Source organism: Pseudomonas baetica (genome assembly GCF_019733355.1).
Classification (GTDB): Bacteria; Pseudomonadota; Gammaproteobacteria; order Pseudomonadales; family Pseudomonadaceae; genus Aquipseudomonas; species Aquipseudomonas baetica_A.
The window spans coordinates 154,586-176,793 of the sequence record NZ_JAIHLQ010000003.1 but is presented as its reverse complement, the minus strand read 5'-3'; the positions used below and the strand labels follow the sequence as shown (position 1 = coordinate 176,793).

Annotated in this window: 20 protein-coding genes; 13 read left to right on the top strand and 7 right to left on the bottom strand. The window is 59.1% G+C overall.

Annotated elements, in window-relative coordinates; all coding sequences use genetic code 11:
- Positions 1-151: 151 nt before the first annotated feature.
- The 6 genes from K5E40_RS04255 (at position 152) to K5E40_RS04230 (ending at position 6,278) form a co-directional block, all read left to right on the top strand.
- Positions 152-793 (top strand): DUF1345 domain-containing protein, encoded by a 642-nt coding sequence (locus K5E40_RS04255; protein WP_221729774.1) that lies wholly within the window; start codon positions 152-154, stop codon positions 791-793.
- 163 nt (positions 794-956) lie between these two features.
- Positions 957-1,982 (top strand): LacI family DNA-binding transcriptional regulator, encoded by a 1,026-nt coding sequence (locus K5E40_RS04250; RefSeq protein WP_311775938.1) that lies wholly within the window; start codon positions 957-959, stop codon positions 1,980-1,982.
- Between the two features lie 155 nt (positions 1,983-2,137).
- Complete coding sequence (locus K5E40_RS04245; RefSeq protein ID WP_221729773.1) at positions 2,138-2,920, top strand: sugar phosphate isomerase/epimerase; 783 nt, start codon at positions 2,138-2,140, stop codon at positions 2,918-2,920.
- On the top strand, positions 2,913-3,932 hold the full coding sequence (locus K5E40_RS04240; protein WP_221729772.1) for a sugar kinase: 1,020 nt from the start codon (positions 2,913-2,915) through the stop codon (positions 3,930-3,932). Before K5E40_RS04245 ends, K5E40_RS04240 begins: the two co-directional genes overlap by 8 nt.
- Before the next feature lie 56 nt (positions 3,933-3,988).
- Positions 3,989-5,287, top strand: a complete 1,299-nt coding sequence (locus tag K5E40_RS04235) for an MFS transporter (protein WP_221729771.1) — start codon at positions 3,989-3,991, stop codon at positions 5,285-5,287.
- Between the two features lie 13 nt (positions 5,288-5,300).
- Positions 5,301-6,278, top strand: coding sequence for a D-glycerate dehydrogenase (locus K5E40_RS04230; RefSeq protein WP_221729770.1), 978 nt, complete (start codon positions 5,301-5,303; stop codon positions 6,276-6,278).
- Between the two features lie 112 nt (positions 6,279-6,390).
- Here the strand turns inward: K5E40_RS04230 and K5E40_RS04225 are convergent, their stop codons facing one another.
- The 4 genes from K5E40_RS04225 to K5E40_RS04210 form a co-directional block, all read right to left on the bottom strand.
- Positions 6,391-7,578 (bottom strand): pyridoxal phosphate-dependent aminotransferase, encoded by a 1,188-nt coding sequence (locus K5E40_RS04225; protein WP_221729769.1) that lies wholly within the window; start codon positions 7,576-7,578, stop codon positions 6,391-6,393.
- A 41-nt stretch (positions 7,579-7,619) separates the two neighbouring features.
- Positions 7,620-9,245 (bottom strand): methyl-accepting chemotaxis protein, encoded by a 1,626-nt coding sequence (locus K5E40_RS04220; protein WP_221729768.1) that lies wholly within the window; start codon positions 9,243-9,245, stop codon positions 7,620-7,622.
- A gap of 234 nt (positions 9,246-9,479) precedes the next feature.
- The gene (locus K5E40_RS04215) at positions 9,480-10,619 is read right to left on the bottom strand and encodes a glycerate kinase (RefSeq protein WP_221729767.1); all 1,140 of its coding nucleotides are present in this window, start codon (positions 10,617-10,619) and stop codon (positions 9,480-9,482) included.
- Between the two features lie 147 nt (positions 10,620-10,766).
- Positions 10,767-11,885: a sugar diacid recognition domain-containing protein gene (locus K5E40_RS04210; protein WP_221729766.1), complete on the bottom strand. Its 1,119-nt coding sequence runs from the start codon at positions 11,883-11,885 to the stop codon at positions 10,767-10,769.
- Positions 11,886-12,057: 172 nt separating this feature from the next.
- Between K5E40_RS04210 and K5E40_RS04205 the strand changes: the two genes are divergently transcribed.
- The gene (locus tag K5E40_RS04205; RefSeq protein ID WP_221729765.1) at positions 12,058-13,368 is read left to right on the top strand and encodes an MFS transporter; all 1,311 of its coding nucleotides are present in this window, start codon (positions 12,058-12,060) and stop codon (positions 13,366-13,368) included.
- Between the two features lie 48 nt (positions 13,369-13,416).
- On the opposite strand, the gene K5E40_RS04200 is transcribed toward K5E40_RS04205, so the two are convergent.
- Positions 13,417-13,773: a hypothetical protein gene (locus K5E40_RS04200; RefSeq protein WP_221729764.1), complete on the bottom strand. Its 357-nt coding sequence runs from the start codon at positions 13,771-13,773 to the stop codon at positions 13,417-13,419.
- Positions 13,774-13,871: 98 nt separating this feature from the next.
- Between K5E40_RS04200 and K5E40_RS04195 the strand changes: the two genes are divergently transcribed.
- From K5E40_RS04195 to rarD, 3 genes are all read left to right on the top strand, one after another.
- Positions 13,872-14,771, top strand: a complete 900-nt coding sequence (locus tag K5E40_RS04195) for a LysR family transcriptional regulator (RefSeq protein WP_221729763.1) — start codon at positions 13,872-13,874, stop codon at positions 14,769-14,771.
- Between the two features lie 66 nt (positions 14,772-14,837).
- Positions 14,838-15,851 (top strand): aldo/keto reductase, encoded by a 1,014-nt coding sequence (locus K5E40_RS04190; protein ID WP_221729762.1) that lies wholly within the window; start codon positions 14,838-14,840, stop codon positions 15,849-15,851.
- A gap of 230 nt (positions 15,852-16,081) precedes the next feature.
- Positions 16,082-16,963: an EamA family transporter RarD gene (gene rarD / locus K5E40_RS04185; RefSeq protein WP_221729761.1), complete on the top strand. Its 882-nt coding sequence runs from the start codon at positions 16,082-16,084 to the stop codon at positions 16,961-16,963.
- Between the two features lie 65 nt (positions 16,964-17,028).
- Here rarD and hppD read toward each other — a convergent pair whose 3' ends face one another.
- The gene (gene hppD / locus K5E40_RS04180; protein ID WP_221729760.1) at positions 17,029-18,105 is read right to left on the bottom strand and encodes a 4-hydroxyphenylpyruvate dioxygenase; all 1,077 of its coding nucleotides are present in this window, start codon (positions 18,103-18,105) and stop codon (positions 17,029-17,031) included.
- Positions 18,106-18,541: 436 nt separating this feature from the next.
- Between hppD and K5E40_RS04175 the strand changes: the two genes are divergently transcribed.
- Positions 18,542-20,077 carry a cyclic diguanylate phosphodiesterase gene (locus K5E40_RS04175; protein WP_221729759.1) on the top strand — a complete coding sequence of 512 codons (1,536 nt, stop codon included), beginning with the start codon at positions 18,542-18,544 and terminating at the stop codon, positions 20,075-20,077.
- A gap of 235 nt (positions 20,078-20,312) precedes the next feature.
- Positions 20,313-20,678 carry a histone-like nucleoid-structuring protein, MvaT/MvaU family gene (locus K5E40_RS04170; protein ID WP_221729758.1) on the top strand — a complete coding sequence of 122 codons (366 nt, stop codon included), beginning with the start codon at positions 20,313-20,315 and terminating at the stop codon, positions 20,676-20,678.
- A gap of 219 nt (positions 20,679-20,897) precedes the next feature.
- Here the strand turns inward: K5E40_RS04170 and K5E40_RS04165 are convergent, their stop codons facing one another.
- Positions 20,898-21,416, bottom strand: coding sequence for a DUF4946 domain-containing protein (locus K5E40_RS04165; protein WP_221729757.1), 519 nt, complete (start codon positions 21,414-21,416; stop codon positions 20,898-20,900).
- A 140-nt stretch (positions 21,417-21,556) separates the two neighbouring features.
- Between K5E40_RS04165 and gloA the strand changes: the two genes are divergently transcribed.
- Positions 21,557-22,078, top strand: coding sequence for a lactoylglutathione lyase (gene gloA / locus K5E40_RS04160; protein WP_221729756.1), 522 nt, complete (start codon positions 21,557-21,559; stop codon positions 22,076-22,078).
- Positions 22,079-22,208 lie beyond the last annotated feature (130 nt).

The window sequence follows — 22,208 nt, the reverse complement described above, 5'->3', positions numbered from 1 at the left end:
GAATGGGCGCTTTCAGACAGGATTTTTGGTCTCTGATGTACTGCATTCACGAGCAAGCCCGCTCCCACAAAATCTGCGTTAACGTCAGTCAGTGGTCATGCCCAACAACGCTAGGCTAAGGTGACTAAACACCCTGGCCCATCGAGTCCTCATGCGCTTTCTCGCCCGCACCCACCCTCGACTGTCTGCCGCCGCACTGCTCGGCCTCACCACCGGTCTTCTGGCGCCGGCTGACTCGATCGTCAGCAAAATCCTCATCGGCTGGAACACTGGTGTCTGGACGTACCTGATCCTGATGCTATGGCTCGCCGCGCGAGCCAAGGCCCCAGACGTCAAACGCATCGCCGAAGTCGAAGATGAAAACGCCGGCCTGGTGTTGTTCGTGGTGTGCATCGCCGCACTCGCGAGCCTCGCCACCATCACCTTGGAACTGGCCGGCAGCAAGGATCTGGAAACCACGCGCAAGCTCATGCAATACGGGTTCACCGCACTGACCGTGATCGGTTCATGGTTGTTGATCGGGGTAATTTTCTGTGTGCATTACGCACGGCTTTATTACACCTGGGACGGCAAGGAACCCGCGCTGCGGTTTGCCGAGGGGCTGACAACGCCCAACTATTGGGACTTTCTGTATTTCTCGTTCACCATCGGCGTGGCCGTACAGACAGCCGATGTTGGCGTGGCAACGCGGGACATGCGCAAAATCGTACTGGCGCAGTCGTTGATCGGGTTTGTGTTCAACACGGCAATTCTCGGATTTTCGATCAATATCGCCGCAGGTTTGTTTGGCTGACCACCGTGTTGACATGCTTGATCCGGGTGCCGCTCTTCGGCGCTTGATGGATGTCGCACGATCATTTACTTGACGGAAGATTTGTTTTTGGTGTCTCCTGAAACCGGTTTCAGCGCCACTCAAGCGACTGAACCTTATAAATCCAATAACAAGGTTTCAGACCGTGAACGACTTCTCCACCGCCCAGCGCAGCCGCGTCACCATGCTCGACGTCGCCGAGCGCGCCGGTGTTTCCAAGGCCAGCGTCTCGCGCTTCATCGGCGATGACCGCGCCCTGCTCTCCGATGCCATTGCCTTGCGTATCGAGCAGGCAATCAGCGAACTCGGCTATCGGCCAAATCAGATGGCCCGCGGCCTTAAACGCGGACGCACACGCCTGATCGGCATGCTGGTGGCCGATATCCGCAACCCTTATTCGATTGCTGTGATGCACGGGGTGGAAACCGCCTGCCGTGCGCATGGCTACAGCCTTGTGGTGTGCAACACCGACCGCGATGACGAGCAGGAACGCCAGCATCTGGCGTTGTTGCGCTCTTACAACATCGAAGGACTGATCGTGAACACCCTCGGCCATCACCGTGACGAATTGCACGAGTTGCACCGCGAGATGCCGCTGGTGCTGGTGGATCGCAAGGTCGAGGGGCTCGACAGCGACATGATCGGACTAAACAACCCGCAAGCCGTTGAAATGGCCCTAGCCCATCTTCAGCAGCGTGGCTATCGCGATGTGTTGCTGGTCACCGAACCCTATGACGGCACCAGTTCGCGGATCGAGCGAGTCAGCAGTTTTCAGGCGCAAATTGCTCAACGTTCCGATTTGACCGGGGCGGTGCTGGAAACCGGCAACGATTTGGCCACTCAGCTTCACATTTTTCTAAACACGCCAGATACCAGGCCGAAGGCGCTGTTCTGCGCCAACGGTGTGGCGGCGCTGGCGGCGACCCATGCGTTGCGGACGATCGGTTCGCGGCTGTTCGAGGATGTCGGGCTCATCGCCCTGGATGATCTGGATTGGTATCCATTGGTGGGTAGCGGGATCACTGCGCTCGCCCAACCGACGGAGGAGATTGGCGCGCGGGCGTTTGAGTGTTTGCTCAAGCGTTTGCGTGGGAATGATGAAGCGGCGCGGGTGCTGGATTTTGCGCCGGTGCTGGTTGAGCGGGGTTCGACCCTCGGGACTTTGCGGTGACTGATCTGGCCTCTTCGCGAGCAAGCCCGATCCCACAATGGGATCGCATTCCAGGGTGGCAGTGGGCTTGCTCGCGAAAGAGCCCGAAGGAACAACAGAGAAACATCTGAAAAAAATTTAAACAAAAATGAAACCGGTTTCAGAGGTACACAACAATGAATAGACCTGCTGTTTCCATCAGCCTGTCCAGCTACGGCGCCGAGCTTGTACGCCTGCGCGGGCAAGATTTTTTTATCGACGTATTGGCTGCCGCCGGAGCTGATCGCATCGAGTGGCGCGAGGAATTGCTGACCCGTGAAGTACCCGTGCAGTTGAGCGCCGCCACTCAGGCGCTGGGTTTGCAAAGCATCTATTCGTCGCCGACCGAACTGTGGCTGGCCGGCCAGTCCCATCCCAACCCGGAGTTGATTACTGCCCTGCAACACGCCGAGGCGTTCGGTTCGAAGTGGCTGAAAGTTTCACTCGGCTACTTCACCGACAACTGCGATCTGTCAGCCCTTAAGCAATTGCTCAGCAATAGCGAGGTGCAGTTGCTGGTAGAGAACGACCAGACTCTGCACGGCGGGCGGATCGAGCCGTTTCAGCGGTTCTTCACTGCCGTCGAAGAACACAACCTGCCGATCAAAATGACCTTCGACATCGGCAACTGGCAGTGGCAAGACCAGTCCGCCACCTGCGCCGCGCGCCTGCTCGGTCGCCACGTTGGTTATGTGCATTGCAAAGCCGTGGCCCGCCGCCCCGACGGCAAACTGGTGTCAGTGCCGCCCGCCGCGAGCGATCTGCATTTGTGGGAACAACTGCTGAGGCACATGGCTCAAGGCGTTATGCGCGCGGCCGAGTATCCATTGCAGGGTGATGATCTGGTCGAGTTGACCCGCGAACACGTCGCCACCCTCGCCCGTCTCGGCCAATGCCGTCTGGAGCCTGCTCATGTCTGAGATCGATATTCTGTCGTTTGGCGAAACCATGGCGATGCTGGTGGCCGAGCAATGCGGTGATCTGGCGGCGGTCGAGCACTTCCATAAACGTATTGCCGGAGCCGATAGCAACGTGGCAATCGGGCTTTCGCGGCTGGGGTTCAATGTGGCTTGGCTGAGTCGGGTCGGCAACGATTCGCTCGGACGCTTTGTGGTCGAGACCTTGATCAAGGAAGGTCTGGATTGCAGCCATGTTGATGTCGACAAGGCGCACCCCACTGGTTTCCAGTTCAAGTCCCGCACCGACGATGGCAGCGACCCGCACGTCGAATATTTCCGTCGAGGCTCGGCGGCCAGTTATCTGTCGCCACGTTCAATCACCGAAAGCCTGCTGAACGCCCGGCATCTTCATGCGACGGGCATTGCGCCAGCGCTGTCGGCATCGGCGCGAGAGATGTCCGCTGAGTTGATGACCCGCATGCGCAATGCCGGGCGTAGCGTGTCGTTCGACCCCAATCTGCGCCCGAGCCTGTGGGCCAGTGAGGGCGAGATGATCACCGAAATCAACCGCCTCGCCGCCCTCGCCCATTGGGTACTGCCGGGGTTGAGCGAAGGTCGTTTGCTCACCGGTCTCGACGCCCCTGCGGACATTGCGGCGTTTTATCTGGATCAAGGTGCTGAGGCGGTAGCGATCAAGCTTGGCCCAGAGGGTGCCTATTACCGCACGCATCTGGATCAGGGATTTGTCGCCGGGGTGCCGGTGGCCACTGTCATCGACACGGTGGGTGCCGGCGATGGCTTTGCGGTGGGGATGATCAGTGCCCTGCTGGAACATCAGAGTTTTGCCGAGGCGGTGCAGCGTGCGAACTGGATTGGCAGTCGGGCGGTGCAGAGTCGCGGCGATATGGAGGGGCTGCCGACTCGAGTTGAACTCTGTACTGAATTTGAAGCCGCCTTCGCGAGCACGCCCGCTCCCACATATGAAACGCATTCCACTGTGGGAGCGGGCCTACTCGCGAAGAGGCACGCTTGATCAGCGTAAAAATTTGAACCTGCTGCGACAAAAACAACAAGCTCAGGAGCAACACCATGAAAACCGCAACGCTCGCCGCCCGCCGCTGGTGGTACATCATGCCGATCGTGTTCATCACCTATAGCCTGGCGTACCTCGATCGCGCCAATTACGGTTTCGCCGCCGCGTCCGGCATGGCCGCCGACCTGATGATCACGCCGGGCCTGTCCTCGCTGCTCGGCGCGCTGTTCTTCCTCGGCTACTTTTTCTTCCAGGTCCCGGGTGCCATCTACGCGCAAAAACACAGCGTGAAGAAACTGATTTTCGTCAGTCTGATCCTTTGGGGTGGCCTCGCCACGCTGACCGGCGTGGTCTCCAACGCCTACTGGTTGATCGTCATCCGCTTCATGCTCGGCGTTGTCGAAGCGGCGGTCATGCCGGCGATGCTGGTTTACCTGTGCCACTGGTTCACCCGTGCCGAACGCTCGCGCGCCAACACCTTTCTGATCCTCGGCAACCCGGTGACGATGCTGTGGATGTCGGTGGTTTCCGGGTATTTGGTGCAGCATTTCAATTGGCGCTGGATGTTCATCATCGAAGGCTTGCCGGCGGTGCTGTGGGCGTTTATCTGGTGGCGTTTGGCCGATGATCGTCCGGCCCAGGCCACGTGGCTTACCGACCAGGAAAAACAGGATCTGGAAAGCGCCCTGGCCGCCGAACAGGTCGGCATCAAAGCGGTGAAGAACTACGCCGAGGCGTTCCGGTCGCCGAAGGTGATCATTCTGGCCCTGCAGTTTTTCTGCTGGAGCATTGGCGTCTACGGCTTTGTGCTGTGGCTGCCGTCGATCCTCAAGGCCGGCGCGCAAATGGACATGATTGAGGCTGGCTGGCTGTCGGCGCTGCCGTATCTGGCGGCGGTAATTGGCATGCTCGCCGTCTCGTGGGGCTCGGACAAATTGCAAAAGCGCAAACGTTTCGTCTGGCCGCCGCTGCTGATCGCCTCGATTGCCTTTTATGGTTCCTACGTGCTCGGTGCCGATCATTTCTGGTGGTCGTACACGCTGCTGGTGATTGCCGGCGCGTGCATGTACGCACCCTATGGGCCGTTCTTCGCAATCGTGCCGGAAATTCTGCCGGCCAACGTTGCCGGTGGCGCGATGGCGCTGATCAATAGCATGGGCGCGCTCGGTTCGTTCGGCGGCTCCTATCTGGTTGGTTATTTGAACAGCTCGACCGGTTCACCCGGTGCTTCGTACCTGCTGATGAGCGGCGCGCTCATGCTGTCGGTGGTGCTGACGATTTTCCTCAAGCCCGGCGCCAGTGATCGCGTCGCGCCCAAAGCCGTGGCCAAGCGTCCGGTGCCGGCTCATTCCTGAAGAGATTTTTGCCATGAAAAAACAGGTCGTGTTGTACAAGAAACTTTCGCCGGCGCTGATGACGCGCCTGCAAGAACACGTCGAAGTGACGTTGGTTGAAAGCCTCGACGCCGACGGACTCATGCAACTGCGCAACGCCCTGCCCCGCGCCCACGGCTTGCTCGGTGCCAGCCTGAAACTCGACGCCGCATTGCTGGATCTGGCGCCGCAACTGGAGGCGATTGCCAGTGTCTCGGTGGGCGTCGACAACTACGCCATCGACTACCTGACGCGGCGCAAGATCCTGCTGACCAACACCCCGGACGTACTCACCGAAACCACCGCCGACACCGGTTTCGCCTTGATCCTCGCCGCTGCCCGGCGGGTGGTGGAACTGGCGAACATGGTGCGCAGCGGCCAATGGCAGCGCAGCATCGGGCCGGCACATTTCGGCACCGATGTGCACGGCAAGACGCTGGGCATCATCGGCATGGGCCGCATTGGCGAGGCATTGGCCCAGCGCGGACATTTCGGCTTTGGCATGCCGGTGATCTATCACAGCCAGTCGCGTAAGCCGGCAGTCGAGGATCGCTTTGATGCGCAGTACCGCAGCCTTGAAGACTTGTTGAAGCAAGCCGATTTCATCTGTCTGACCTTGCCGCTGACGGCGCAGACCGAAGGGCTGATCGGCGCTGAACAGTTCGCGTTGATGCGCCCGGAAAGCATCTTCATCAATATCTCCCGGGGCAAAGTGGTCAATGAGGCGGCGCTGATCGATGCACTGCGGCATAACCGAATTCGCGCGGCGGGCCTTGATGTGTTCGAGCGTGAGCCGTTGAATCAGGACTCGCCGTTGTTGCAGCTCAATAATGTGGTCGCCACGCCGCATATGGGATCGGCGACCCACGAGACACGCGAGGCGATGGCGCGCCGTGCGGTGGAGAATCTGTTGCTGGCGTTGAGTGGGGAGAAGCCTTTGAATCTGGTCAATCCATTGGCCTGGCAAGGCTGAAAAAACTGTCGCCTGACACCCTCTTTTCGCGAGCGAGCCCGCATTTGAAATGCACGCCACTGTGGGAGCGCGCTTGCTCGCGAAGGGGCCCGTTCAGACAACACAAAACCCCTCAGGCACGGCGCATCTGTAACAACTGCGCCGCACACAGGGCAATCCGCGCACAGGCATCGGCCAGTTTCACCCTGTCCACCACCAACCCGATGCGAATATGCCCCGCCGCACTCGGCCCGAAGGCTTCACCGGCCAGCACCGACACGCCATAGCCCTCCAGCAACCGCTCGGCAAACGCCTGCGCGCCGAGCCCGGTCTGGCGGACATCGACCATCACGAACATCCCGCCATCCGGCCGGATCGGCTGCAAACCCGGACAGCCGCGCAACCGCTCGCACACCAGATCGCGACGCAGGCGATACTCCTCGCGCATCTGCGTCACTTCGGGCAAATCCGTTTCCAGCGCCACTTGCGCGGCTTTCTGGACGAAATCCGGCAAGCCGAACAACATGCTCAGCGACAGGTTTACCAAGTGCTCAGCCAATGATTTCGGCCCGATCATCCAGCCGATGCGCCAGCCGGTCATGGCGTGGGATTTGGACAGGCTATTGATCGTCGCGGTGCGCTCGGCCATGCCCGGCAGGCTCGCCGGGCTGACGTGCTCGCCCTCGTAAAGCAGTTCGCTGTAGACCTCGTCGCTGATCAGCCACAAATCGTGACGAATGCACAAGGTCGCCAGTTCCTGCCAGATCAGCAGCGGCAGGCTGGCACCGCTGGGATTGTTCGGACTGTTGAGCAGCATGGCGCGGGTCTTGGGGGTGATGCGTGCGGCGACATCGGCGGGGTCTACGCGAAAGCCGTTTTCCGGCCGTACCGGCACCGGCACCACCGTCGCGCCACAGGCGCCAAACACGCCTTCGTAGGTCACGTACATCGGCTCGGCGACAATCACCTCGTCACCCGGATCGAGCAGGCATTGCGCCACCGAATACACCGCGCATTGCGCGCCGGGCATGACAATCACATGGTCGGCATCGACCGCTTGACCACTGCGCCGCCGATGGCGTGCGGCAATCAACTGGCGTAGCGCCAAGCGGCCGCGCACTTCGGAATAATGGGTATCACCTGCCAGCAAACTGTCGATGGCGCCATGGACGATGGGCAACGGCGTATCGAAATCCGGATCGCCCACGCTCAGCAGCAAGATATCGACACCCTCGGCGCGCAACGCCAGCGCTCGGTCGTGAATCTGCCAAGCCGCTGCACCCTCCCCGGCGATTCGTTGGGTCAAGGCTGAATAGCGCATGTACGTCTCCTGATGGCGCGGTCTCCAGCCTTCACCCTATCTCAAATCACAAAACGCGCCACCATGGCGTTCAAATCCGCCGCCAGACGCGACAGTTCGTGGGTCGCGGCGCTGGTCTGGTTGGCGCCTGCAGCCGATTGCGTGGCCAGGTCGCGGATGTTGACGAGATTGCGGTCAACTTCACGGGACACCTGCGCCTGCTCTTCCGAGGCGCTGGCGATCACCAGGTTGCGCTCGTTGATCTGGTGGATCGACTGAGTGATTTGCTCCAGTGCCACACCGGCGGCGCGGGCCATTTCCAGCGTGGTTTGGGTGCGCTGGTTGCTTTGCTGCATCGACGAAACCGCTTCGCCAGTGCCGTTCTGGATGCCGGCAACCATTTTTTCGATTTCCTGTGTCGACTGCGCCGTGCGATGGGCCAGCGCTCGCACTTCGTCGGCAACCACGGCGAAACCGCGTCCGGCCTCACCGGCACGTGCCGCTTCGATGGCTGCGTTGAGAGCCAGCAGGTTGGTCTGTTCGGCGATGGCGCGGATCACGTCGAGCACTTTGCCGATGTCGCGCCCCTGTGCAGCGAGGCCTTCGACCATGTGCGCGGTGTTCTGCACGTCGTGGGTCATGGTCTGGATCGCGTCGACGGTTTTCACCACCTGATCGCGACCTTCGCGCGCGGCGTGGGTCGATTGGTTCGAGGCTTCGGAGGTCGACACGGCATTGCGCGCCACTTCTTCAACAGCGGCGGTCATCTCGTTGACAGCGGTGGCGGCTTGTTCGATTTCGTTGTTCTGCTGTTGCAGGCCACGGGAGGCCTCTTCGGTCACGGCGCTGAGTTCCTCGGCGGCGGCCCCCAACTGTGTGGCGGAACCGGCAATCTGCTCGATGGTTTTACGCAGGTTCGTTTGCATGGCCACAAGGGCTTCGAGCAGGCGCGCCGGTTCGTCCTTGCCATCGACTTCGATGAGGGTGGTGAGGTTGCCGCCGGCGATGGTTTGCGCGGCCGCCACTGCGCGGTTCAGCGGTGTGACGATGCTGCGGGTCAGCAGCCAGGCCAGCAACACGGTCGCCAGCGCGGCAACGACCGCGACAATGATGATGCCGGTGATGGCGCTGTCGTAATGGTCACTGGCCTGCTCGGAGGCTGCTTTCGCCCCTGCACCGTTGATCGCGATCAGTTTGTTGAGCTGCTCGCCCATCCGGTCGGTGCCGTCCTTGATCCGCGTGTTGATCAGCGTGCGCAATTCATCGAGCTTGTCCTGACGGGACAGCTCCAACATCTGGTTTTGCGCTTGCAGATAGTTGTCCAGCGTCGCCGTGAAGGTCTGATACAGCGCTCGCTCTTCTGTGCCTGCCGGCAGCGCGGCATAGGCGGCCTGGGCGCTGCGGACTTTATCGACCAGCACAGCAATGCGGGTCTGTGCTTCCTGTAAACCGGCCGGTTCGCGATTGACCAACACGCGGAACGACAGAATCCGCAGGCGCAGAACGTTTTCCGTCATTACGCCGAGCTGCGTCACGCTCGGCAGTTGGTTGGTGTCCATGTCGATGGAGGCCTGGCGGATGGTCGACATGCGATTGACGGCGAACATGCCGAGCACAATCACCAGCAAGGCGATAAAGGCAAAACCGAGGAAAGCACGGGGCGCGATATTCAGGTTACGCAAGGACATAGATGGACTCTCGAAAGATAGAAACTACGAGCGTCCTTGCCGTGATCATTGGCCTGTGGAGCAGGCTTCAGTCCGGCGTCACGGGGGTTGATGTTCTTGTGCGCGCCTATTGGTTATATCGGCCAGGCTTTAGGAAGATTTTGGGTCAAGCGTAAATATTTTTCAGGGTGTTACACAACTGAAGCAGTGTGCACACCCTGATTGCGGAGCAGCCGAAGGTGGCTCCAGAGTGGGTCAGCGTTGGCTGGAGAGTTGCCAGACACGCGCGATATCAGTGGCACGCTCACGCAACAGCCGAGGCGCTTCGGCGCAGGCATTTTCAAGCGTCATCGGGCCACTGGTCACAGCGAATGCTGCATCGATGCCATGGGCGTAGAGCTCCTGATAACCCTCGCCCAATGTCCCGGCGATGACGATCACCGGCACCTTGTGCTGTTTGGCAATCCGCGCCACGCCGAACGGGGTCTTGCCGCGCAAGGTCTGCGCGTCGAAACGCCCTTCGCCGGTGATGACCAGATCGGCGCCTTTTACCGCTTCTGCCAGCCCCACCAACTCGGCGACCACCTCAACGCCCGCCTGAAATTGCGCGCCGAGAAATGCCTTGGCGGCAAAACCCAAGCCACCCGCCGCCCCGCTGCCCGGTTCATCGCGAACGTCTTTGCCTAACGCCTGCGCGCAAAGTTCGGCGTAGTGCCCAAGGGCCAGGTCCAGTTGTTGAACCTGCGCAGGCGATGCACCTTTCTGCGGACCAAAGATCGCCGAAGCACCGTGGGGGCCGCACAGCGGGTTGTTGACGTCCGCCGCGATGTCAAAACGCACCTCGGCCAGACGCTCGTCCAGGCCAGTGAGATCCAGCCGCGCCAATTGCGCCAACGCCAGACCGCCCGGCACCAGCGTCTGCCCTTGTGCATCAAGCAGTTTGATCCCCAACGCCTGCATTGCCCCGGCGCCGCCGTCATTGGTCGCACTGCCGCCAATCGCCAGGATCACCCGTTGTGCCCCTGCATCCAGAGCGGCGCGAATCAGCTCGCCGGTGCCGAAGGTGCTGCTGATACACGCATCACGCTGCCCCGGCGGCACCAATTGCAGGCCGCTGGCCTCGGCCATTTCGATGATCGCCGTGTGGTTGTGCGGCAACCAGCCCCACGCCGCGTCAACCGGTGCGCCCAACGGGCCACGCACGCGGGTGCGGCGCAACTCGCCTTCGCACGCGGCGAGAATCGACTCGACCGTGCCTTCGCCGCCGTCAGCCATGGGGCATTTGACCAGCGTGGCGTGCGGCCAGACTTGCGCCAGCCCCAGCGCAATGGCCTCGGCGACGCCTTGGGCACTCAGGCTGTCCTTGAACGAATCGGGGGCGATGACGATCTTCATGTGAATTCTCCAGTTCCAATGCCCCTCATGCTGCCAGTCGGCATGCGCATTGACGCCTGTCCGCCGCACAATGGGCGCGGGCGTTTATTGTTCATTTCTACAAAAGCCATGAAGACGTGCTCGCGAAGGCGTCATTGAGATCAGCGACTAACCCGGGTCTGTCTGCGGCAAAAGCTGCACGCCAAGATACAGCGCCAGCATCCCCTCCAGCCGTAACGGGTCCACTCCACTGATCTCGGCAATCCGCTCCATCCGATAGCGCAGGCTATTGCGGTGAATCCCCAGCGCATCGGCACACGCCTGACTCTGCCCATCGTGTTCACACCAACTGCGCAGCGTCGCCAGTAACTGGCCGTTACCGTCCTTGGCGATGACTTTGCGCAGCGGTTTGAGTAACTCGTCCAGCGCATCATCGTTGCGATGGCGCCACAACATGACCGGCAGCCGATAACGATTGAGGATCAGCAATCGCGAGTGCGGCAGCACCTCACGGCCATAAGCGAGCAAATCGCCAACCCGTCGATAACAACGACGCAACCCGACCAGCCCATCCGCCTGCCCGCCGACGGCGATGCGCAGAATATTCCAGCCCAGGCCATCAAGCTTCTCCAGCAAACGATCATGCTCCATGCTCTGGCTCGCCGGCCGACACCAGAGCAGCGACGACTTCGCCGAACTGACGCACCAGCTATCCGGGTAACGCGACATCAACCAGGCACTCAGCGCCTCGACGGTTTGCCCCGGCCCATGTTCCTGCCCCAACTCGAACAGATACGGCACGCGGGTCAATTGCGGCTTGAGCCCCATCTGCTGCGCCTCGTCGACCAAGCGCGGCGAATCCCCCGCTTCGCTCAGCAACAACGCCAACAGATCATCGCAACGCTGACGGCGCCATTGCTGTTCGGCCTGCTGATTGCGCTGGCCCACCAGCATTTCCGCCGTCATGCGCACCAGTTCGGCGTACGTGCGCAATTGCTCCGGCTCGCCGGTGATGCCAAGCACGCCGATCAAGCGTTGATCGAGCAGCAGCGGCAGGTTGATGCCAGGCTGCACGCCTTTCAAATGCAGGGCAGTCGGGCCGTCGATCTCCACCACCCGACCATTCGCCAGCACCAGTTGCGCACCTTCATGACGGGTGTTGATGCGCTCCGGTTCGCCGCTGCCAAGGATCAACCCCTGGCTGTCCATGACGTTGACGTTGTAGGGCAAAATGGCCATGGCCCGGTCAACGATGTCTTGGGCGAGGTCGTGGTCGAGTTCGAACATAAGCGCTGAAATCCTTGAAAGCAGGTGCGGACACGTTGTTCAGCCGCACAGGGTCTGGCGGTAAACCCTGTGCTCAGGCACAAAGACAATCCGGCCACAGGTGGCCGAGACTCTCGGGGCGATCAACGTTACCCGTTGCATCGCAAAAAATCATAATAAAGAGAGAGCCGCTATGTCGCAGAGCGCCGCAGCTACCCAGACCATCGATGACGTTAAAAATGCCGTTTATAAACGCGTCACCCTGCGTTTAATCCCCTTCATTTTCATCTGCTACTTGTTCAACTACCTCGACCGGATCAACGTTGGATTCGCCAAACTGCAGATGCTTGATGCACTGAAATTCAGCGAAACCGTGTACGGCCTCGGTGCTGGTATCTTCTTCATCGGCTACGTGCTGTGCGGCGTACCGAGCAACCTGGCGCTGAGCAAATTCGGGCCACGGCGCTGGATCGCGGTGATGATGATCACCTGGGGCGTCTTGTCGACCTGCCTGTTGTTCGTCACCACACCGACCGAGTTCTACACCTTACGTTTGTTTACCGGTGCGGCTGAAGCCGGGTTCTTCCCAGGCGTGGTGTTGTACCTCTCGCAGTGGTTCCCCACCTTCCGCCGTGGCCGGATCATGGCGCTGTTCATGTCGGCGATCCCGGTCTCCGGGTTGCTCGGCAGCCCATTTTCGGGTTGGATTCTCAACCACTTCGCCGCTGGACAAGGTGGTTTGGCCGGTTGGCAGTGGATGTTCCTGCTGCAAGGCATTCCGACCGTGGTGCTGGGCGCGCTGGCGTATTTCCTGCTCAGCGACAACTTTGCCACTGCCAAATGGCTGACCGCGCATGAGCGCTCTGTGCTGGAAGCGGATCAGGCCGAAGACCTGGCCAACAAGCCGAAAACCACTTCGGACTCGCTGATCGCAGTGTTCAAAAATCCGGCGATCTGGGCGTTTGGCCTGATCTATTTCTGCATCCAGAGCGGCGTCTACGCGATCAACTTCTGGCTGCCGTCGATCATCAAGAACCTCGGTTTCAGCGACAACCTGGTGATCGGCTGGCTGAGCGCGATCCCGTATCTGCTGGCAGCGGTGTTTATGCTGATGGTCGGTCGTTCGGCAGACTTGCGTAAAGAACGTCGCTGGCATCTGGTGGTGCCGATGCTGATGGGGGCTATCGGTCTGATCATCGCGGTGAATTTCGCCGCCAACCCGGCGATTGCGATTCTGGGGTTGACCATCGCGACCATGGGCGCCCTCACCGGCCTGCCAATGTTCTGGCCGGTGCCGACGGCGATGCTCAGTGCAGGCGCGGCAGCGGGTGGTCTGGCGTTGATCAACTCGATGGGGCAGATGGCCGGGTTCCTCAGCCCGTATCTGGTGGGTTGGGTCAAGGACAGCACGGGCTCGACCGATTTGGCGTTGTACCTGCTGGCCGGGGTGATTGTCGGCGGGAGTTTGCTGGCGTTGCGGACGACGCGCACGCTGCGTGCCTGATCAGATCGTACAGATCAAAAGATCGCAGCCTGCTGCGATCTTTTGCTTTCAGGGCATCGCATCCAACTCAATCACCACACCCCCCGGCATCTGCACGAAAATCTGCCAGATGCCATCCTCAGGCACTTGCGCCAATTGGTACGGCAACCCACTTTCACGCACCCGCTGCAACACGGCTTCTGCGGGCTCATCGGTACGAAACGCGATATGGCTCAACGCCGTGTCATCCAGCATCGGTTGCTCGATCACATGCACCATGGCCTGCGCGTCCTGATAGAGCCAGCGACCGGGAAACGGAAACGGTGGGCGACGCCCCGGCGCGAGGCCGAGCAGTGCTTGAAAATTGTCTTGCAGCGCTTGGCCGTCAGCGGTGTTGAAAGCCAGATGATCGAATGTCCAGGCCATGCTCATCTCCTGCGATTGTTCATTGATTGCAGTATCCACGCTTGCCAATCACCGAAAAATCCGGCTAAAACGCAAAGATCTTTAAAGGATTTTTATCAATGAGCTCGATTCTCGATCTGGAGATCTTCGTCCGCGTCGCCGATTCCGGCAGCATTTCCGCCGCTGCCCGCACGCTGGAACTGACGCCGGCCGCCGCCAGTATTGCGTTGAAACGCCTGGAAACCCGCCTCGGCACCCGCCTGCTCGCCCGTTCCACTCGTAGCATGCGCCTGACAGAAGAGGGCCGGCGTTATCTGGACAGTGTCCGCTTGGCACTGGCGACGCTGGCCGAGGGTGAGCAGGCGCTCAAGCCGCAGACCGAGGGCCTGAGCGGCGTGCTGCAACTGGCGGCGCCGTCGGACTTCGGGCGCAATGTGTTACTGCCGTGGCTGGATGATTTCAAGCGCGCGCACCCCAATATTCGACTGCAACTGCTGCTCAACGACCGGCATGCGGATCTGTTTCGCGAAACCGTGGACGTCGCACTGCGCTTCGGCGTGCCAAGTGATTCGACGCTGGTGGCGCTACCCATTGTGCCCCAGCATCGGCGCGTTGCCTGCGCCAGCCCCGACTATCTGGCCCGACATGGCACCCCGCACTCCCCGACTGAATTAAGTGAACACAGCGCCCTGCTCTACTTGCGTAATGGCGGGCCCTATAACACTTGGCACTTCAGTCGCGGCGATCAAGTGCTGGACGTCGATGTTGATGGTGATTACCTCAGCGACGACGGCGAAGTCGCCCGCCGCTGGGCATTGGCCGGCCATGGCATCGCCTACAAAGCCTGGCTAGACGTTGCCGAAGACGTGCGCGCCGGGCGGTTGGTAACGCTGTTTGATGACTGGCAGGGTGAAAGCGTGCCGTTCAATTTACTGTGCCCGCATCGACTGCAGGTATCGGAAAGGGTCAGGGTGTTGCAGGCATTTTTACGGGAACGCTGCCTTGGGTTGAGTCGATAATTCACTTTGCCGCATCCGATGGTTCTGGTATTTGATTGGCTTTCCCACCGACAAAAGGATTTCGGCATGAGCTATCGCACACTGGGGCACTCGGGTTTGCAGGTGTCCACCCTCACCCTCGGCACGATGATGTTTGGCGAACAGACCAGCACCGAGGAGTCGCTGCGCATCATCGACAAGGCGTGGAATCAGGGCATCAACTTCATCGACACCGCAGACGTCTACACCCAAGGTCGCTCGGAGGAAATCGTCGGCGAAGCGATTGCCCGCCATCGGCATGACTGGGTATTGGCGAGCAAGGTCGGTTTTGGCCCGGTGGACGGTGTGCCGAACCGCAGCGGTTTAAGCCGCAAACACATCTTCAACGGCCTCGATGCCAGCCTGACGCGTCTGGCCACTGACTATCTCGACATCTATTACCTGCACCGCGAAGACCACAACACGCCGCTGGAAGTCACCGTGTCGGCGATTGGCGATCTGATCCGTCAGGGCAAGATTCGTTACTGGGGCCTGTCGAACTACCGGGGCTGGCGGATTGCCGAGGTGATTCGCATCGCTGACAACCTCGGCGTCGATCGCCCGGTGATCAGCCAGCCGCTGTACAACATCGTCAACCGTCAGGCCGAGGCTGAGCAAATCACGGCTGCGCAAACCTATGGCTTGGGGGTGGTGCCCTATAGCCCGCTGGCCCGTGGCGTTCTCAGTGGCAAATACGCGCCGGACGTGAAACCCGACGCCAACAGCCGCGCCGGGCGTCAGGACAAACGCATTCTGGAAACCGAATGGCGCGTGGAGTCGTTGCGCATTGCCCAGCAAATTCACCAGTACACCGAACAGCGCGGGGTCGGGATGGTTGAATTTGCGATTGCCTGGGTGTTGAACAACAGCGCGGTAACGTCGGCGATTGTCGGGCCACGAACCGAGGCGCAATGGGATGCGTACACCAAGGCGCAGGCGGTGAAGATCACGGCGGAGGATGAGGCGTTTATCGATTCGCTGGTGACGCCGGGGCATTCATCGACACCGGGGTTCAATGATGTGAGCCATTTTGTATCGGGGCGTCAACCGCATCAGGCCTAGAATCTTCGCATCGTTCTACGGACTATGCTGCCCCCAAGATTCCTGTGGGAGCTTGCCCGCGATAGCAGTTGCACATTCAACACATGATTTGAATGTTCTGGCCTTATCGCTGGCAAGCCGACTCCCACAGGTTTTGTAATGTGTGGGAAATAATGAGCGCCCGATCAATATTCAGCACAAAAACCACGTATCCTTCGCGCCCCGTTTGATCACCCACCCGCGAGGACAGTTTGTCTAAAGGTATCGCTTTATCGGTTTCAGCCTCGGTGCTGTTTGCCGTCATGTATTACTACACTTCGCTGCTCACCCCGTTGAGTGGCGTGGAGATTTTTGGCTGGCGAATGCTGCTGACCGTGCCGTGCATGACCGTATTCATGCTGGTGTCCGGCGAATGGCGTCGGGGGCTGGAGTTGGTTCGCCTGATGGCATCGAAGCCGAAACTGATCGCCGGGCTGTTCGTCTCGGCCGCCCTGCTCGGCGTGCAGTTATGGCTGTTCATGTGGGCGCCGCTCAACGGCTACAGTCTTGATGTGTCACTGGGTTACTTCCTGCTGCCACTGGCGATGGTACTGACCGGGCGGATTGCCTACGGCGAAAGCCTGTCGCACCTGCAAAAAGTGGCGGTATTCTTCGCAAGTCTGGGCGTATTGAACGAGCTGTATCAGGTAGGCGGTTTTTCCTGGGCAACACTGGTGGTCGTGGTCGGTTATCCGCTGTACTTCGTGCTACGCAAATACCTGAACACCGACAACCTCGGCGGGCTGTGGGTCGACATGAGCCTGATGCTGCCGGTTGCCTACTGGTTTGTGCACGGCGGCGAGCAGGGTTTTGCTGTGTTCGATCAATACCCGGGGCTGCTGTGGCTGATTCCGTTGTTGGGCCTGATCAGTGCTTCGGCATTGGTGGTGTACATCATTGCCAGCCGTTTATTGCCGTTCAGTCTGTTTGGGTTGTTGAGTTATGTGGAGCCGGTGTTGCTGCTCGGTGTGGCGCTGTTGCTCGGTGAGAGCATCAAGTCGGGTGAGTGGCTGACTTACATTCCGATCTGGCTGGCTGTACTGGTGTTGATCTTCGAAGGTTTTAAACACCTGATGCGCCAACGCAGATCTTAAATCCAGCACAAAAAAATCCCGGCCCTGCATCACTGCAGGCCGGGATTTTTCATTTCAGTTGCGTATTACTCAGTGGCGAGCACACCACGACGCACCTGATCACGCTCGATCGATTCGAACAGCGCCTTGAAGTTACCCTCGCCGAAACCATCGTCGCCTTTACGCTGGATGAATTCGAAGAACACCGGGCCCATCAGGGTTTCCGAGAAGATCTGCAGCAGCAAGCGCTTGTCGCCCTGCTCCGACGAACCGTCGAGCAGAATGCCACGCGACTGCAATTGATCAACCGGTTCGCCGTGGTTCGGCAGACGGCCTTCGAGCATCTCGTAGTACGTTTGCGGCGGCGCGGTCATGAAGCGCATGCCGATTTTTTTCAGGTGATCCCAGGTCTTGATCAGGTCGTCGGAGAGGAACGCGACGTGCTGGATGCCCTCGCCGTTGAACTGCATCAGGAACTCTTCAATCTGCCCGGCGCCCTTGGACGATTCTTCGTTCAGCGGGATGCGGATCATGCCGTCCGGGGCGGTCATGGCTTTGGAGGTCAGGCCGGTGTATTCGCCCTTGATGTCGAAGTAACGGATCTCGCGGAAGTTGAACAGCTTCTCGTAGAAGTTCGCCCAGTAGGCCATGCGACCGCGATACACGTTGTGGGTCAGGTGGTCGATGATCTTCAGGCCGGCACCGACCGGGTTGCGATCAACGCCTTCGATAAACACAAAATCGATGTCGTAGATCGAGCTGCCTTCGCCGAAACGGTCGATCAGGTACAGCGGCGCGCCGCCAATGCCTTTGATCGCCGGAAGGTTCAGCTCCATCGGACCTGTTTCGATGTGGATCGGCTGAGCGCCGAGTTCCAGTGCGCGGTTGTAGGCTTTTTGCGAATCCTTGACCCGGAACGCCATGCCGCACACCGACGGGCCGTGCTCGGCCGCGAAGTACGACGCAACGCTGTTCGGTTCGTTATTGAGAATCAGATTGATCGCGCCCTGACGATACAGGTGTACGTTCTTGGAGCGGTGGGTCGCGACTTTGGTGAAGCCCATGATCTCGAAGATCGGCTCCAGGGTGCCAGGTACAGGCGAAGCGAGCTCGATGAATTCAAAGCCCATCAGGCCCATTGGGTTTTCGTATAAATCTGCCATGGTGACGCCTCATCATTCTTATCAAATTAACCAGAGTTATTTGTCAGTAATGCTGAGAACGGTGGGCGGGGCGCAGGAGATGCCACGCACGCTGCGGGCGAGGAAGTCACCGTAGATCAGTTGAAACCCGAATATCTTCATTGTCGACCCAAGGCTCTTGCGGGCGAGGCTTCTGCTGCCAGAAGACGATTATTATTGTATGCGTAAACCGATTCTACACAGCGTAAATCGGGTTGTCTGCCCTCTCTATAAAATCCGCTTTTCTGCGGGCGATGCAAGAGGTCTGTTGCGGCGCACAGAACAGCACTGGCTTTACCGGGCTGGCTGCACAAGCGTTATCCGCCATCTATCATCCCCTGAACAAACTGTTTGCAAGCGTTGCACCGATGCCCGGCCTGCATTCGAGAGCCCCATTTTTTAGCCACAGGATGCGCCCATGCCGTTAACCGTCAGATCTCGCCGCAAACGTAGCACCCGTATTGCCGTGACATTGCTCTGCGGCCTGCTTCCCGTGTTGCTGGGCAGCGTGATTCTTTACCTGCAGGCCGAACGTACCCTCCAGCAGGGCTCACAGCAGACCGCCGAAGAGGCATTGCGGCAGTTTGAACTGATGCTCGACAACACTGCTCAGGCGGCCCGCGAGTTATTGCCGCTGGCCGGCCAGCGCTGTGAAGACGTCAAACTGGCCCTGCGCGAGCAAGTCACCCGCCGCCCCTTCGTGCGCTCGACCAATCTTGTCTGGGACCACAACCTCTATTGCAGTTCGTTGTTCGGCGACTATGAGGAAGCCGTCAATGCTGGCGATTACACACAAGGCAAGTTGTGGTTGATGAACGGCAACCCGGTGACACCGAATACTGCGCTGCTGGTGTATCGACTCAGCGAAGGTCGTGGCAGTGCATTGACGACACTCGACGGCTATCACCTGAGCAACGTGCTGCGGTTGATTGGCCGGCAGAGGTTGCTGTTACTGCAAGTGGGCGATAGCTGGCTGTCCGCCAATGGCGAGGTACACAACGGCGCCCTCCCCGTGCTGCCGGTAGCGCAGAGCAAGCTCGACTCTTCGCGCTACGCATTCAGTGTGTCGGCGGGCTATCCCGAAGGTGAAGTCTGGCGCTATATGACCCACGAATACCCGCCGCTGTTCAGCCTGCTGATGTTCTTTGGCGTGGTCTCGGGCGCGATCAGCCATGTCCTGCAAAAACGCGCCACCTCGCCGAGCCACGAAATGCTCCGGGCCTTGGATGCCGGCGAGTTCATTGCGTACTTCCAGCCAGTGGTTCATGGCGAGAGCAAAAAGTGGTCGGGCGCCGAGGTGTTGATGCGCTGGAACCATCCAAAAGAAGGCCTGGTGCGTCCAGATCTGTTTATCCCGTTCGCCGAACACTCGGGCTTGATCGTGCCAATGACCCGCGCTTTGATGCGACAGACAGCGGCGTTGCTCGGACCACCGTCATCGACCTTCACCACACCGTTTCATATCGGTATCAACATCACGGCAAGCCATTGTCAGGATCTGGAACTGGTGGAAGACTGCCGCGAATTTCTCACCGCCTTCGCACCCGGGAGCATCAACCTGGTGCTGGAGTTAACAGAACGCGAGCTGATCGAGCCCACCGAGACAACACGACAACTGTTTGAACAACTGAACGCCATGGGCGTGATGATCGCCATCGACGATTTCGGCACCGGTCATTCAAGTCTGGGTTATTTGCGCAAATTCAATGTGGATTTCCTCAAGATCGATCAGAGCTTCGTCGCCATGATCGGCGTCGATGCGCTCTCACGGCATATTCTCGATACCATCATCGAACTCTCGGCCAAGCTGGATCTGGGCATTGTTGCCGAAGGTGTCGAAACTCAGGCGCAGGCCGACTACCTGACTGCGCACAACGTCAACTTCCTGCAGGGCTATCTCTATGGCAAACCCATGCCGGCGGCAGACTTCATTAGTGCATTAAGTCACCATTAACTAGCCAGAGATTAAGCGTGACGCGCCGACAAGGCGCACCAAATTGATACAAAAGACCACTGTTGTTACATAAGTACAACGTCAGGATTTACTCCTGAGGCATTAACAACTACAATTTTTCTTGCCTGTGCAAGATTGGCAGGTGAGCCAATTATCACCGAGTCGCTACAAGGCTCTTGGCTTTTAGCTTTGTTTGCGGTTGGTATCAGCCAAACACACTATTGGAGTAAAGATATTGTCCAGACTCGCTGAATTTCGTGCAGCTGAAAAGGCCCTTCAGGAACAGCTCAAGCAGCTGGAATCGCTGAAGAACGATGCCGGGCTCAAGAAAGAAATCGAATTCGAAGAAAAGCTCCAAGGGCTGATGAAAACCTACGGCAAAGGCCTGAGAGACATCATCGCCATTCTCGATCCGAATCCGGCAAAATCCGGTCTGCAAACTACTGCAGCCCCTAAAACCCGCCGCGCTCGCGTGGTCAAGGTCTATCAGAATCCGCACACCGGCGAACTGATCGAGACCAAGGGCGGCAACCACCGCGGCCTTAAAGCCTGGAAGGAACAATACGGTGCAGCCACCGTTGATTCCTGGTTGCGCGGTTAATCCCTCGCCAACAAACAAGCCCTGCCTCATGCGGGGCTTTTTTATTGACAATATCTAACAAATGAAATGAATTTCATCGTGCAAGTTGCGAGCTTTCTATAACCTCCCCGAGCCAAGGGACCTAAACATTTTGCCGCGCAATGTTGCGAAAATGGCCATCATTAAACTTTATGCTTAATCCCTTCGGGTATCTAACCAAGCCTTGAAAAGTACAGGAACTTAAAGTTTCAGGCTGTTTCTCACCGCCACGATCTCATCCGCGCTTGCTTTATAAACCTGCGCCTGGCCGGCATAGGAAAGTACATAAGCCTTATCCGCGTCGACCGCCGCCACCAGCGTTTGCGATAACACATGCCGGCCGTTTTCGGTCACTGTGCAAGTCGTCTCCAGCGCAGACAAAGCACCAAGCATCGTCGTATGCACCTTATTGCAGACACTCTGATACCCCCCTTGGAAAAAGTCTTTTTGTATCGACTTGCGCATTTCCAGCAACACACCCTGCAAGTTAACCTGATGACCCGATTCGACCCGAGTCATCGTGAGTTCCATCACCATCACCTGATTGCCATCGGCATCGTTCTTGACCGCCCGCTGACGGGAAACCTGTGGTGCCACATCAGTCAGCGCTTCGACCTCCCAGCCTGCGGGCCAAGTGATATCGGGCTCGCCAGCGAAAACGCTCATGGCGATTAGCGAAAAGACAAAGTAAACAAACATGGATTTGAACAGTCGGATCATTGCCGGACACACTCGCAGATTGAACGGCAAAGTCTGAGCCCCGCCTGCACGGAGGGCAAGCCTGCCCTTTCATTTGGCGATGCTGACAGGCATGCGTATCATTGCGCCCATACACTCGCCCCATCGTTATTGGAGGGCCCATGAGCCTCAACGAACTGAACACCTTCCCCGGCGTCACCGCCACGCCAGACAGCGCAACCCGCAACTTCGTCTTCAACCACACCATGCTGCGTGTAAAAGACATTACCCGCTCGCTGGACTTCTACACCCGCGTGCTGGGTTTTTCGCTGGTTGAAAAACGTGACTTCCCGGACGCCGAGTTCAGCCTGTATTTCCTCGCACTGGTCGACAAGGCGCAGATCCCGGCCGATGCCGCCGCCCGCACCGAATGGATGAAGTCGATCCCGGGCATTCTGGAACTGACGCACAACCACGGCACCGAAAACGACGCTGACTTTGCTTACCACAATGGCAACACTGATCCGCGTGGCTTTGGTCACATCTGCATCTCGGTGCCAGACATCGTTGCTGCCTGCGCACGCTTCGAAGAGCTGGGCTGCGACTTCCAGAAGCGCCTGAGCGATGGCCGCATGAAAAGTCTGGCGTTCATCAAGGATCCGGACGGCTACTGGGTCGAGATCATTCAGCCAGCGCCTATGTAACTCAATAGCCCCAAACACCTGTGAGAACGGGCTTGCTCGCGAATGCGGTGTGTCATTCAGCAATGATGCTGACTGTACGGACGCTTTCGCGAGCAAGCCGCTCCCACACTGGTTTGGTGTTTTCAGGCCG